Source organism: Chryseobacterium sp. JJR-5R, assembly GCF_034047335.1.
GTDB lineage: Bacteria > Bacteroidota > Bacteroidia > Flavobacteriales > Weeksellaceae > Chryseobacterium.
Genome location: NZ_CP139137.1, coordinates 2,109,368 through 2,123,681, shown reverse-complemented (window position 1 = coordinate 2,123,681; position 14,314 = coordinate 2,109,368). Strand labels below are relative to the sequence as shown.

The 14,314-nt window shown below is 40.1% G+C and carries 13 protein-coding genes; all 13 read right to left on the bottom strand.

Annotation, left to right across the window (positions count from 1 at the left end; genetic code table 11):
• Positions 1-103: 103 nt before the first annotated feature.
• The 13 genes from SD427_RS09400 to SD427_RS09340 all read right to left on the bottom strand — a co-directional run bounded on the left by SD427_RS09400 (position 104) and on the right by SD427_RS09340 (position 14,262).
• The gene (locus tag SD427_RS09400) at positions 104-2,269 is read right to left on the bottom strand and encodes a T9SS type A sorting domain-containing protein (RefSeq protein ID WP_320557538.1); all 2,166 of its coding nucleotides are present in this window, start codon (positions 2,267-2,269) and stop codon (positions 104-106) included.
• A gap of 192 nt (positions 2,270-2,461) precedes the next feature.
• Positions 2,462-3,991, bottom strand: a complete 1,530-nt coding sequence (locus SD427_RS09395; RefSeq protein ID WP_320557537.1) for an MFS transporter — start codon at positions 3,989-3,991, stop codon at positions 2,462-2,464.
• 248 nt (positions 3,992-4,239) lie between these two features.
• A complete protein-coding gene (locus SD427_RS09390) occupies positions 4,240-5,421 on the bottom strand; it encodes an acetyl-CoA C-acyltransferase (RefSeq protein WP_320557536.1) in 1,182 nt (393 codons plus the stop codon).
• Positions 5,422-5,483: 62 nt separating this feature from the next.
• Positions 5,484-5,873 carry a hypothetical protein gene (locus SD427_RS09385; RefSeq protein WP_320557535.1) on the bottom strand — a complete coding sequence of 130 codons (390 nt, stop codon included), beginning with the start codon at positions 5,871-5,873 and terminating at the stop codon, positions 5,484-5,486.
• 72 nt (positions 5,874-5,945) lie between these two features.
• Positions 5,946-7,031, bottom strand: a complete 1,086-nt coding sequence (locus SD427_RS09380; RefSeq protein ID WP_320557534.1) for a hypothetical protein — start codon at positions 7,029-7,031, stop codon at positions 5,946-5,948.
• A gap of 78 nt (positions 7,032-7,109) precedes the next feature.
• The gene (locus tag SD427_RS09375; RefSeq protein WP_320557533.1) at positions 7,110-7,835 is read right to left on the bottom strand and encodes a hypothetical protein; all 726 of its coding nucleotides are present in this window, start codon (positions 7,833-7,835) and stop codon (positions 7,110-7,112) included.
• Entirely contained in the window at positions 7,813-8,361 is a 549-nt protein-coding gene (locus SD427_RS09370) for a sigma-70 family RNA polymerase sigma factor (protein WP_320557532.1), read from the bottom strand. The genes SD427_RS09375 and SD427_RS09370 overlap by 23 nt, the downstream gene beginning before the upstream one ends.
• A gap of 114 nt (positions 8,362-8,475) precedes the next feature.
• Positions 8,476-9,858: a nucleoside permease gene (locus SD427_RS09365; protein WP_320557531.1), complete on the bottom strand. Its 1,383-nt coding sequence runs from the start codon at positions 9,856-9,858 to the stop codon at positions 8,476-8,478.
• A gap of 15 nt (positions 9,859-9,873) precedes the next feature.
• The gene (locus SD427_RS09360) at positions 9,874-10,473 is read right to left on the bottom strand and encodes a bifunctional nuclease family protein (RefSeq protein ID WP_320557530.1); all 600 of its coding nucleotides are present in this window, start codon (positions 10,471-10,473) and stop codon (positions 9,874-9,876) included.
• 144 nt (positions 10,474-10,617) lie between these two features.
• Positions 10,618-11,565, bottom strand: coding sequence for an electron transfer flavoprotein subunit alpha/FixB family protein (locus SD427_RS09355; RefSeq protein ID WP_320557529.1), 948 nt, complete (start codon positions 11,563-11,565; stop codon positions 10,618-10,620).
• A 99-nt stretch (positions 11,566-11,664) separates the two neighbouring features.
• On the bottom strand, positions 11,665-12,411 hold the full coding sequence (locus tag SD427_RS09350) for an electron transfer flavoprotein subunit beta/FixA family protein (RefSeq protein WP_320557528.1): 747 nt from the start codon (positions 12,409-12,411) through the stop codon (positions 11,665-11,667).
• A 191-nt stretch (positions 12,412-12,602) separates the two neighbouring features.
• Entirely contained in the window at positions 12,603-13,310 is a 708-nt protein-coding gene (locus tag SD427_RS09345; RefSeq protein ID WP_320557527.1) for an SDR family oxidoreductase, read from the bottom strand.
• 76 nt (positions 13,311-13,386) lie between these two features.
• Positions 13,387-14,262, bottom strand: coding sequence for a T9SS type A sorting domain-containing protein (locus SD427_RS09340; protein WP_320557526.1), 876 nt, complete (start codon positions 14,260-14,262; stop codon positions 13,387-13,389).
• Between the last annotated feature and the right edge of the window lie 52 nt (positions 14,263-14,314).

Here is a 14,314-nt window from a genome sequence, read left to right as displayed (position 1 = left end):
ATTCTGATGTATTTTAAAACAGCAGATCACTGATTTCAATGGCCAATAAGGTATATGAAAAAAGCCTGATAAAAATCAGGCTTTCTATGGATTGTTGAATTACTTATTGTTTGATCAGTTTCTTGGTGACTTTCTGTTTTTCCGTTTCTATGGTAACCACATAATTTCCGGTCTGTACAGCAGAAATATTAATATCAAGCTTGGTTCCTTTTAAAGAAGACTCTGATTTAATCAGCCTTCCTGCTTCATCATACATTTTAAATGACTTTAAAGCATCCTTGGAAGAAATCGTTATGGTATTTCTCGCCGGGTTCGGATAAATACTAACTGAATTATCTTTCGTATTCACATCTTCCACTGCCAGCACTGCACATGAAAAATTCGCTTTCCAGCCGCTTTCATTTACCCCGGGATCTGAAACAAATCTTATGGTAATTGCCCCCGAAGGGTGTGTTGATGTAAAAGACCCGGGCACTACAGTTCCTGTTAAAGCATTTCCTGTGGCAAACATTGGCGAGCTTGTAGAAGGGCCATTGTAAATATACATGTAATCATAGTCTTCTTCCAGAGAAAATTCCGTAAAATTCATGGTTAATGCGCCTGAGCTCGGATAGAATGTTTTTACGATTGTCTGGTTATCACCGTAATTTCCTGCTGTTCCTCCTGTATCGGTAAAGGAAGTTCCGCCGCACCAGTTGGCATCCGTCATGAACAATTGTGTCCTCTGGTATCCTGCAGAACAGTTTGTTCCTACGGATAATAAATAATAAGTTGCCGGCTGAAGGTTTGCAAAGCTGAAAGACTGCGTGGAAGTATTCCCTGTTGATACCGGGGTTCCGTCAAATTTCGTCAGCTTATATTTCCATGAAGCAGACGTAGCATCGGTAAATGCGGCATTGGCAGAAATCTGCGTAATGTTTGAAACGGAAAGCCCGGTGATGGTTGTGGAACAGGCCGTTGTACAGTTGGTTCCCAGGCACGCCTTGGAATCTACGGTATTTCTGATCAAAGCACCCGGCTGCGGACCGAACCCGTTGGTGAAATTAATCCCGACTCCTGAAATTAAGTGGCAATAGCTCATAATTGTTCCCTTTATAGTAGTAGAAGGAATGGGACCGTTACAGCCTTCGCCTGCACCTGCTGCCGGGCCGCATCCGTCAATAGCCGTATTGTTTCCGTTCCATGCACAGGCATGGGTATGCGGAGAACCTAAGCTGTGGCCCATTTCGTGGGTCATTGCCATGATTGTCCATGAATAAACCGGGACGTTATTGTACGTCTGGGAAGCTCCTGAGTAAGCATGGCGGCTTGTCGTACACAGGGAATTTACGTATGCCACACTTGTGGTGGAAGGCTGATTTACCAGGTGTGCCAGATCTCCATTGAAGGTCTGCCTGTTTGCCCTGAAGCTTGCAAGATTGGCATTGGGTGCTCCGGTATAAGGATCTGCAGTAGTCCAGATAAAGATCTCATTCAAGGCAATTCTTACCTCGTCGTTATTATAAAGTGTAGATATGTTATTATGGATCGCAGTCAGCCAGTTTGAAGTGGTCGTTGTGCTGGAACCGTTGTTTACATACGGGGTGTAACAAATTTCATAATATACTCTGACACAGTTCTGCGTCAGTGCCTTTCCGGTATTTTTCTGTGCATCCGGATCAAAAGATACTTTCTGCTTATGGTTTTCGGCCAGTTCGTCAATTCCGCAGACAAAAGGATTGATCCCCGTTAATTTTGAATCTGAATAGCTGACAAAGTCTTCAGATTTTTTTACTTTTCCTACAATGATATTCCCCAGTTCCGGCGTAGAAGCCACCCCTACGATATCATTATCGAAAAAACTGAAGGCAACAACGGACCGGCTGTCTCCTTTTACAATTCCCTGGTAATAAACTCCGGGAGTATAATTTACGATCTCTCCCGTATTGGTGGTTACTTTGAAATCATTGGTGAAAATCTGGTTTTTGTACAGTTCCATGGTAATCTGTTTCCCATCAAAGGGGAAAGTCACTTCCAGGTATTCCGGCTTTTCGTAAACCAGTTTTTTTAACTGCTTATGATCAACACGGATCACGGAAATGTCTGTAGCTGACCTTTTATATTCAGCTAATTTGTCTGATGCGTTATCTGTTGTAAACAGATCAAATTTTTCAAAGTTTTTTTTCTGGGCATGGTAATCGGAAACCTTTTGGGCAATGGGCCTTAGGTTTTGGCAAAAGCCCAGCACCATGCACTGGAAAATACAAAATAATAGAATCTTTTTTATCATTGTTACAATTAATTAGAATTTACAAATTAACAAAAAAAATCTATGTATTGTGAATTTCTATTATTATTTTAATTGAATTAAAATTTTATATTTACCAGAATTGCTTATTAACAGATAATATATACAATATTGCCATGGGCTTATACAAAAAAAGGACGCTTTTAAAGCGTCCTTTTTAAGATTATTTTCTGATTACTTTTTCTGTGTATTCAGTTTCATGAACCGGATCAAAACCAGCCCTACGAAAAAGAACAGTGCCATTGAGAAAGCGGCGAACCTCATCCCGGATGCTGAAGGAAGCGTGATGTCAATCTTTGCAAAAATTCGGATCAGTGCATCATATTTATCAATAAATAGAGCAAAAACAAAGGTTCCTACAATGATGGCAATTTTTTCCAGAACATCGTAAAAGCTGAAAAATGTTGTATTTTCCATAGAATTTTCAGGTAGTAATTTAGAATAGGTAGAACGTGACATCGCCTGAAGGCCGCCCATGACAAGACCCACCACTGCTGCTACCCCATAGAACTGGTATTCTACAGTTGGGTTTTCCTTATTCAGGAAATATGCCCAGATACAGGCAACAATCCATAGAACTATGGCAATTGAAATAACGTTTTTATTTCCTATTTTCCTTGATAATCTTGAGAAAACCACTGCCCCGATAATGGCTTCGATCTGTATAATCAATAGCGTCCCGATTAATTTATCCTGCGGAAGATTGATTTCGCTTTTCCCGAATAATGTAGCCATCAGGAAAATCGTCTGCATCCCTACGCTGTAAAAAAAGAAGCTTGATAAAAAGAATTTCAGGTTCCTGTGTCTGAAAAGTTCTTTTCCGACTTTGAAGAGTTCATGAAAACTTTCTCTGGCAATGTCTTTGTAGAAGCTCATATTGTCTTTCAACACTTCAAAGAAACCTCCCTGGTCTTCGTGCTTTTGAAAAATGTTTTTATAATTCAATAAAACCAGGTCTTTCGGAAGCTTTTCTTTTACATCACCAAACTGAGGCAGATGCTTGAAGGTATACTGCGAAAAGCCGAACCACCATGCTCCGGTAAACAGAAAACTGATCCTGGTAAACAACAACTGCTGTTCCGGACCTTTGGCAAAAACCTGAATCAGCAATAAACAGATGACCACCAGGACTACGGAACCGATGTATCCGTACACATACCCTTTTGCAGAGAGTGCATCCTGCTTATCACGTGTTGCAATATCCGGCAGGAAAGAATTATAAAACACCAGGCTTCCCCAGAACCCTACACTGGCGGTAATGCTGAAGAGCAGCCCCAGGAAGACATTGTGCATTCCGGTAAACATGGCCAGCCCCATACATGAAGTAGCTCCCAGGTAACAGAAAAACTGAAGGAAAGATTTTTTATTTCCGATGGTATCTGCCAGGGAAGACAAAAACGGCGACAACAGGACAACGATAAAAAAAGAGATGGTCAGTGAATATCCGTAAACGGCATCCGGCTGGTATTCTTTCCCGAAAATTTTGATCATGTGCCGTACCGGTACATCAATCCAGGTTTTTGTCTCCTCTACGTACTCCTTCTTTTCGTAGGCCGTAGTAAGAATGGAATAATAAATCGGGAAAATAGTAGAAGTAATAACTAAAGAATACACCGAGTTGGCCCAGTCATAGACTGCCCATGCTTTCATGATTTTCGGGTTATTCTTTATGTTTTGAGTTTGCAGATGCTCAATTTCAGACATTTCAAATATATATTAGTAGCACAAAAATAGAAAAACCATCGCATATTCGGTGGTTTTTATTTTGTTTAGGATAAATTTTATTGTTGTGTTAAAATACGGATGCTTTTCCGGTCTGATTTATCAGATTTATTGTACTGCTTTTATTTGTTTTTAGTACATACCATTCAGGATATTTTTTCTGCCTGAAAAGAAAAAACATCCGGAAGCCTGAACTTCCGGATGTTTTTATCGTATCATATTTATAATAGTTACTGGATATTTTCAATAACAATGGCAGAAGCACCACCACCGCCATTACAGATGGCTGCAGCACCATATTTCCCGTTGTTCTGCTTTAAAATATTAATCAGTGTCACGATTATTCTCGATCCTGAGCTTCCCAGCGGGTGACCCAAAGCTACTGCTCCTCCATGGATATTTACTTTAGATGCATCAAGCCCTAAAATTTTATTATTGGCAAGGCCAACTACAGAAAATGCCTCATTGAATTCAAAAAAATCGATATCTGCAATTTCCAGACCTGCTTTTTTAAGCGCAATCGGTAATGCTTTAGACGGTGCAGTCGTGAAATCTTCAGGTGCCTGGGCAGCATCAGCATAAGAAACAATTCTTGCCAGTGGCTTAAGGCCTAATTCTTCTAATTTTTCTCCGGAAACCAATATTAATGCAGAGGCACCGTCATTGATCGTAGAGGCATTGGCTGCCGTCACCGTGCCTGCTTCTTTTTTGAAAACAGTAGGAAGTGTAGGGATTTTATCAAATTTCACGGCCTTGTATTCTTCGTCTTCAGAAAAAATGATGGCATCTCCTTTTCTCTGAGGGATCTCAACCGGAACAATCTCATCGGCAAATTTTCCTTCACTCCATGCTTTGGCAGCTTTGGTGTAGGATTCAATAGCAAACTGATCCTGATCTTCTCTTGAGAAATTATAGTCTGCCGCACATTTTTCTGCACAGACGCCCATAGGAATTTTGTTATAAACATCCGTAAGGCCATCCAACATCATTCCGTCCTGCATTTTTATATCTCCCAATTTCGTTGCATTCCTTGCATTGTAATAATGCGGAACGGAAGACATGTTTTCCATTCCTCCTGCCACAATAACGTCTGCATCACCGGCTTTGATGGCCTGGGCAGCCATGGTTACGGCTTTCATTCCTGAAGCACATACTTTATTTACCGTAGTGGAAGGCGTTTCAACAGAAAGGCCTGCGCCTATGGCAACCTGACGGGCCGGGGCCTGCCCTTCTCCCGCCTGTAAAACGTTCCCCATATAAATTTCCTGAACCTCTTTCGCATCCAGGCCGATTTTGTCTAGTGCTCCTTTTACCGCAACCGACCCTAATTTTGTAGCTGGCACTGTTGATAAACTTCCCATAAAACTTCCCATCGGGGTTCTTACTGCGGAAACAATGAATACCTCTTTCATGTGTATAGTATATATTTATTTTAATTCTTTTTAATTTAAACTTAATTATTCAGTGTTCTGAATTACCTGTCCGCTTTGTTATTTTTTGCCAGGATAATGATCAGAGCCCCTGAAAATTCTACAATCCAGCCCCACTTTATTTTTACAATCCCGACCAGCTTGTCCTGCCATGATGCAAAAGGCATAAAGCTGAAATACTCAGAAGCCTGATACCTGACGGCAAATAAGGTAAATGAAAACAGGAGAATCAGGAGAACCGCAAAAATTCTTGCCGCTCCTGTTCTGTTGTTTACAATCCCGAATAAGGCGCCTGCAGAAAGAATCCAACATGCGGCGGCCAGAAAATGATCAAGTTTCCAGTAGTTCCAGTTTCCTATAACAGGAATGTGAACCAAGGGCAGAAAGCTTCCCACGACTACCATCAACAAACCTAATAACTGAATATTTTTCATAATTCTTAAAGCACCAAAGTACAAAAAAAAACACATTCGTAAAAATGTGTTTTGCTATATGATCCATTGATATTAAAAATCTATGTACAGAAGCTCCAAACCTATCTGGATGCCGTATTTACTGTTAATTTTTGCATGATCATTAAATATCGGCGTAAAATCTTTTTTGATGAAAATATTTAATGCACCGTATCCCAGTGAAAGTTTCCCCCCGAAAAGGAACCTGTTGAGCGCATCAGATGCTTCTTCTCTGTATTTTACCTTATGACCTTCTTCATCCTTATAAAATATATAGTTCTGTGTGGAGGCCCTGATGCCACCGTAAATCCCTGCAGTAAACCTTAAATTCCCTCTAGAATTATCAAGCATTCTTTCATTGTTCTCAACCGTATATTTTGGATTCAGGACAAAAACAAAATCCAAAGGCACTACAGCATAATAGTTTCTGAGATAGGATTTTCTCAGAGTTCCGCCCTGGAAGTCTGTTACATAAAGTTCATGTTTACCGTCCTGTACAAATACTTTCGGCTTTTCCGGTGCAAGGACATCTAATCTGTATCCTAAACCGATTCTGTAGAATACCGGGGATGTTAAGGATCCCAACTGCCGGGTTAATCTGAATTCCAGTTGCGAAGAACCGGACCGGCCTACTTTAATCCGGGATTCATCATTACCGATGGCCAGTGATGAAGCCGACCGGGTAAGATTCATGATACCATAACTGACATTAAAATTGAAGGTGTTCAGAAGTTCTTTAATCGTCCTGTCGCGGGATGATTTTAGGGTAAGCACGGCATTATTCTGAGAGAAAAGATCCAGTGACTGATCTCCTGATTTTCCCATCACGATATCCTTTACTGTTTCCCGGGTGGCTGTTTCAAGATCTGCCTGCTGAGCGGTTATCTTATCATTGATAATTTCTTCATACTTCCCCGCAATTTCTGTTCTCTGCTTCTGCTTTTCATCGGAGGTTATTTTTTTCTCCTTATAGTTTTTATCCAGTTCATCCAGCTCGGTATTCATTTTCATTTTTTCTGAAACCACAATGCTGTCAACTTTTTTCGAGTAGCTTTTTAATTGCGGACTCATCGGTCTTTCCTGTGCAAAAGTGTAGGAAAATGCCAGTACGGCAGTCATTAATGCCCATTTAGTTTTCATATGTTTTTTAACTTTTAGTCAAGGTTAGGCACTGCTCTTTTATATGAACAGTATTATAATTTTTAAAATGTCTGATATTTATTTTGGATCGATGTAAACTTTCACACCCAGGACGGTGACATTGTCTACATTCGGAACGACTTTTTTCAATCTGAATACGCCAAATTTCCTTTCTTCCTTAGCTGTATTCTCGCGGGTTTTTTCAAATTCCCTTCCCAGAAGAAGTTCATCTGCATTGATGTAACCCGGTTTTGCTTTTTTTGTTTCTGCTAAAACAACAGGATTCTGAGTAAATTCTGCTGCTTTTTCATTTTTATTGATGATGATTTCAGGCAGCGCCTTGTCTGTATGATGCTGTACGAAAACCTGAGTCTGGGATTGATCCCGGTCCTGATTCCTTATTTCTTCTTTCTTCTGAACAGGAATTTCAGGATTGTTATTTTCCGTAACTTTTGCTATGACTTGATCTGTTTTTCCTTCAAGAACTTCCTGATTTGGAAGTGTATTCTGGCGCTCAGAATCTACATTTACCGGGTTTATTTTATTCTTAAAGACTTTTTTTGCCATTACCTTTGTTTGTTTATCATCAATCCTGTTTTTATATCCATTAAAATAAATCACCGTTCCCACAGAAATCATCAGGAATATGATGGCAGCATACTTCCACCATTGCCCGTAAGACCTGGGTTCGCTTTTCTGATGACTGTCCAGTTGATGATCCAGCCTGTCCCAGAGATCTGCTGAAGGTTTTATTTCGAGTCCTTCATAATCAGACTTCCATTTATTCAGCATATTTTTTTTCATCTTTTCTTTTTTTTAAAAAATCTACAATCCATTTTTTAGATTTGCTCAGCTGGCTTTTGCTGGTGCCTTCAGAAATATTCAGGATTTCTGCAATTTCGTGATGCTTTTTCTCTTCGAAAACATACAGGTTAAAAATCAGCCTGTAGCCGTCCGGCATTTCAGAAAAGATCTCTTCCATATTAAGTTCCTCCATTTCTTCTTCGTCCCAAGTCTGGTCAACATTTCCAATTTCTTCAACTTCTACATCAGTATACAGAATATTCTTACTTTTGCGGATAAAGTTGATGGCATTATTCACCACAATCTTCCTCAGCCAGAACTGGAAGCTTTTCCATTCCCTGCAGTCGTCAATTTTAGAAAAGCAGATAAAAAAGGAATTCATCAGGATATCTTCTGCATCGTGGATGTTGTTGACATAAGAATTTGCAATGGCCAGCATTTTTGCTGAAAACATTTCGTAGAGAGCTTTCTGCCCTCTTCGGTCCTGTTCTTTTGCCAGTTTAAAATTCTTTTCCAGATTCCTCATGTTTCAGTTTCTATCTGTAAGACGCACTATTTTCTAAAAGGTTGCCTTAAAGACAAAAAAAATTGCACTTTTAAAAAAATGCAATTTAATTTATCAGTTATTAATGATATAAAATTAATGTTTGATTTCCGAAATTTCTGCCGGGTTGTGTTTATGCCTGAACAGAACAGCAAACAGAACAGCCAGAATCAAGGCATATGCTGCAAATGAAAGCCAGATATTATGCCAGTCTTTTACCATAACAGCTGATGACAGGGTACCGTCCGGATTAACGACTGCATTGAAACTCTTTTTCAGAATTTCCAAAAAAGTAGGATTATCAGGCGTGGTCTCTAAATATGTAGACAGAGACAATGCCGTGGTAAATTTATGGGTAAAGAATTTATCAATTGCCCAGCCTGCTGCATAACTTCCGAAAACAGCTCCGAAACCATTGGTCATCATCATAAACAGTCCCTGTGCTGAAGAACGGATTTTTTTATCTGTAGTAGTTTCCACAAAAAGAGATCCCGAAATATTAAAGAAATCGAATGCCATCCCGTACACAATACACGAGAGAACAATTAAGCTTAATCCGTATCCTTCAGGAATTCCGTATGCAAAAAAACCGAATCTCAACACCCACGCGAACATTGAAATCAGCATTACCTTTTTAATCCCGTACCGTTTTAAAAAGAAAGGAATCGCCAATATAAATAATGTCTCGGAAACCTGGGAGATCGACATAATAATGGTTGACCTCTGTACAACAAAAGAGTCGGAATATTTCGGGAAATGTTCAAACTCACTCAGGAAAACATCTCCGTAAGCATTCGTCAGCTGTAACGCAGCGCCCAGCAACATAGAGAACAGGAAAAACAATGCGGTTTTATAATCTTTAAACAGTTTAAAGGCATTAAGCCCTAACTGTTCCGTTAAAGGAGCATCTTTATCAATCAGTTTCTGCGGCGGGCATTTTGGCAATGTCAGGGCATAGATCCCTAAGAAGACCGCCACGCCTCCGGCAATATAGAATTGGCCTTCCGTAGCTTTATTTCCGGTAAGATTGGTAATCCACATCGCCACAATAAACCCGATGGTTCCCCAGACACGGATCGGCGGAAAATCTTTAACCACATCAAGATCACTGTTCTTAAGAATTGTATAGGAAATGGAATTAGCAAGGGCAATGGTCGGCATATAGAAGCACATGGCCAGAAGCATGGTATAAAAAAAGGAATCAGGATCTGCTGAATGGGGAAGAATGAAAAGTACGATCCCGTAAAGTATATGTAAAACTGAAAAAATACGTTCCGCATTGATCCACCGGTCGGCAATAATTCCGGTAATAGTCGGCATAAAAATGGAAGCAATCCCCATGGTTCCGAAAACAGCACCGAACTGTGCACCATCCCAGTGTTTTGTGCCGAACCAGAAATTCGCTATGGTAATCAGCCAGGCTCCCCAAACGAAGAACTGAAGAAAACTAAGGACGGTCAATCGTAATTTTAAACTCATTGTATATATAGTATCTTAATCGATTTTCTTTTTTCTTCTTTTGATTTCTTCCTGGATCTCCAGGGCGGTATCAAAGTCTTCTTCTTTTACGGCTTCCTCCAGTAATTTCTGAAGCTCTTCCATGGAAACGGATTTTAAATTATCTTCAGACTGAACCGTTTCTGAAAACGGCTGTTCTTCTTTGGATGCATCTTCCAGTTCCAAGAGGATCCCGGCTTCGTTGAGCACCTGCTGGGTAGTGAAAATCGGGGCATCGAACCTTACGGCCATGGCCACCGCATCAGAGGTCCTGGCATCAAGAATCAGCTCTTCTTCGTTGCTTTTATTTTTAAAATTGATATTTGAAAAGAACACGCCGTCTACAATCTGATAGATAATTACAGACACCAGCTCATAATTGGCAGAAACGATAAATTTTGTAAACAAATCATGGGTAAGAGGACGGGGCGGATGAATGTCTTTCTCAAGACCGAGGGAAATGGATTGCGCCTCGAAATTCCCTATAACAACAGGTAATTTTATGTGTGTTTCTTCATGTTCCAATAACAATGCGTACGCCCCGGATTGAGTCTGGCTGTACGATATTCCGCGAATAATTAGCTGTTTATAATCCATGGCTACAAATATAGATTAATTTTCAAAATTTTTTTTACTTTTTAAGCAAAAATAAAAGCCCGGGAAGGGCTTTTATACGTGAATTAACTTCATTATGATTTTAAATTCATTACTGATCTGAAAGGCAAATGCAATAATGGTATTTTATCCTTTAAGTGCTTTGATCTTCTCTGTTAAAGCAGGAATAATCTGAAAAGCATCCCCTACAACACCGTAATCTGCCGATTTGTAAAACGGGGATTCAGCATCACTGTTGATGACAACGATTGTTTTGGAAGAATTTACCCCTGCCAGGTGCTGGATGGCACCTGAAATCCCTACTGCAATATACAGATTCGGGGCAATGGATTTACCGGTCTGCCCTACGTGTTCCGCATGGGGCCTCCATCCAATATCTGATACCGGTTTGGAACAGGCCGTGGCCGCTCCCAAAACGCCTGCCAGGTCTTCGATCATTCCCCAGTTTTCAGGACCTTTCATCCCTCTTCCTGCAGATACGACGATTTCCGCTTCTTTAAGATCTAATTTCCCTGAACTCTGTTCATGAGAAATTACTTTCGTATCTTCATTGGCAACAGATAATTCCTTTACTTCTTCAGAACCTGAAACCGGATTTTCCTTAACTCCGAAAGCATTCTGTGAAACGGTGATGATCACACCTGTTCCTTCCGCTTTGGCATACATAAACCCTTTTCCTGAAAATGCCCTTCTCTTCACCTGAAGCGGAGCAACGCTTTCCGGAGCTTCCAGGACATTGGTAATTAAAGAATAGCCGTTCATTACTGCCAGCATCGGAGCAATGGAGGAAGCATCGGTGGTGTGAGGAAAAACAATAATGTTTCCGTCTGCCACTTCTTTTACAGCCTGTGCATAAGCTTTTGCCGAGAAGTTTTTAAGACCTTCGTCTTTGATATTGATTACATTCGATGCTCCGTATTTATACAATAAATCTGAAGAATCCGTAGGGTTTACAGAAATTGCCGTAACCGTTTCACCTGTCTGATCTGCTACCGATCTGGCATAGGAAACCGCTTCAAAAGCCGCTTTTTTGTAAACTCCGTTTATATTTTCTGCGTATACGAATACTGCCATTTTAAATTAATTTAAAGATTAAAAAATTTAATAATTGAAAAGATGGAAATCAAAAGCTGAATTAAAACTTCCTTTTTCTGAGTTTCCGGCTTCCAACTTTTAGATTACCTTCGCTTCTTCGTGAAGCAATCTTACCAGTTCATCCAGATTATCCGGAGAAACCATTTTCACGGCTGCCCTCGGCGGAACGCTGTCATAGGAAACACCCTGAACTTTCACTTCAGAAGAAGTGGCTTCCACCACCTGCAAAGGTTTTGTCCTTGCTGACATAATTCCTCTCATATTCGGGATGATCAGATCTTTTTCATCCACCAGCCCTTTCTGCCCTGCAATAACTGCCGGTAATTTTACGGAGATGGTTTCTTTCCCGCCTTCAATTTCTCTTACGGCTGTTGCTTCAGTTCCGTTTATATCAAGACCTACGGATGCATTTACAAAAGGCTGGTTCAGCAGCTGTGCTACCATTCCCGGAACAGAACCTCCGTTGTAATCAAGGGATTCTTTACCGCAAAGAATAAGATCGTAGCCGCCGTTCTGAGCCACGGCAGCGATTTCTTTTGCTGTAGAATAGCTGTCCTTGGGGTCAAGGTTCACCCTTACCGCATCATTGGCCCCGATGGCCAGCGCTTTCCTGATAACCGGTTCCGTAACAGCATCCCCTACATTGATTACCGTTACCGTAGCACCCTGTGATTCCTGAAGCTTAACGGCTTTGGTAAGTGCAAACTCATCTAACGGGTTGATCACCCACTGAATACCGTTTTTGTCGAAAGCAGATTTATCTGCTGTAAAGTTAATTTTGGAAGTAGTATCCGGAACACTACTTATACAAACTAATATTTTCATATATGTTGTTTTAAATTTTTCGTTGCGCTATGAAACATTTCGGTTTCATGTATACTTTTCTGTTGTCTCTTTCAGTATAAACCCTGTATTTTATACCGGGTTTTTATTTAAATTTCTCCTGCTAATATAAATAAAAAATATATTATGCATGCATAATACTTATGAATTTATTATTCAGCGCATTAGATGTTTCAGTTGGCCGGCTTCGTTGCCCTGAATTCAATCTTGCTGGGTAAAACCCTAGGATTCATTTTTAAAATGTCCAGAACCAGATTGCCCATATCTTCCGGCTGGATTTTCCAGGCATCTTTATCTGACGGGACGTTTCCATTGAAATGGGTAGCTACGGAACCGGGCATAATAACCGTTGATTTGATGTTATACTTCCTTAAATCGATCATGGCAGCCTGGGTAAAGCCCACCACTCCGAATTTTGAAGCATTATATCCTGATCCGTTTTCAAAGAAATTCGCACCTGCCAGGCTGGCAATGGTAATGTAGTACCCTTCCGTTTTTTTCAGTTCTTCCACGGAAGCTTTCAGTGTGTAGAAAACGCCTGTCAGATTGGTTTCAATCATGTCATTCCATTCTTCTGCCGTCAACTGGTCCACCGGCTTGAAAACGCCCATTCCTGCATTGGCAATGACAAAATCCAGCTTCCCGAATTTTTCTTTGATGCGATTGACAGCTTCTACTTCACTTTCAAGGCTCTTTACATCGGAAACGATGCCCAGAATATGATCTGAATATTGTTTCAGTTCCAGTTCTATTTTTTCCACTTCTTCTTTCTGCCTTCCCGAAAATGCTACTGAAGCACCGTTTTCAAGTAAAATCTTTGCAATCCCGAAACCGATTCCTTTTGTTCCGCCTGTAATATAAGCAACTTTATTTTCTATCATAATTTTAGATTTAGTTCCTAAAAATAAGAAAAACGCTCCAATCGGAGCGTTTTTACTAACTAACATTTGTCAGCAATTATTCTTTAATGATTTTCTGGATATATACTTTACCGTCGCTTGCCTTTACTCTCAGTATATAATTACCGGTTGTATAAGCTGACATATTTACTTCATTAACATTCTTATTATTAGAAATTGAAGTTATTACCCTGCCATTCATATCATGAATTTCAATAGACTCGGATTTTAAATTATTAGCAAATTTAAATTTAAGAACTTCTTTAACCGGATTCGGATAAATCTGAAGATCTCTTGAATTAATAACTTCAGTTGTTCCTAAAGTAGCATTCTGTCCTGTAACAGTCATTACCCATCTGGCTGTTGAAAATGCAGCCAATCCGCCTGTGCCCGTTGCTGTAGGTGTCAATATACCACATGTTTCAGAGGAAAGATATGACGGACCTGTCTGTGCACCTGCATTTGTTCCCATATAGAAAGACTGTGGAGGGGTTACATCACCGTCATGATAAATTTCAACGACAAAAGTACCACCCGTTGGAACATTAGCATTTAACGCGGTCCCTGTATTTACTACTGTACCAGCACTTGCAGTGGTAATATTCACGTTTGAAGTTCCCAATAAAGTAGCAGTTCCTGTCGGAAATGTCCCTCCTGTCCAGTTGTAAACATTTACTTCAACCGGAAATGAAGAGTTAGCCGTCTGAACTCCAAAAGCAACATTGGTAATTTTGTACGTGTAATTAATCCCGTAATCTGACAATTTAAAAACCCTCATATAAGCATTATCAGCAGTATAGCCGTTTGCCTGGCTACCACAGGCAACTGAACCTGTAGCACTAACTGTAGTAGGCGTAGAACTTTGTGTAATCACCTGAGCAAAAGCAGTTCCTGCAAATATTAATGCAGCTAAAGATGTAAAAATTTTTTTCATAATATCTATTATTGTTATTCAGTAAAGATATTTTTTTTTACTGAATAACAAA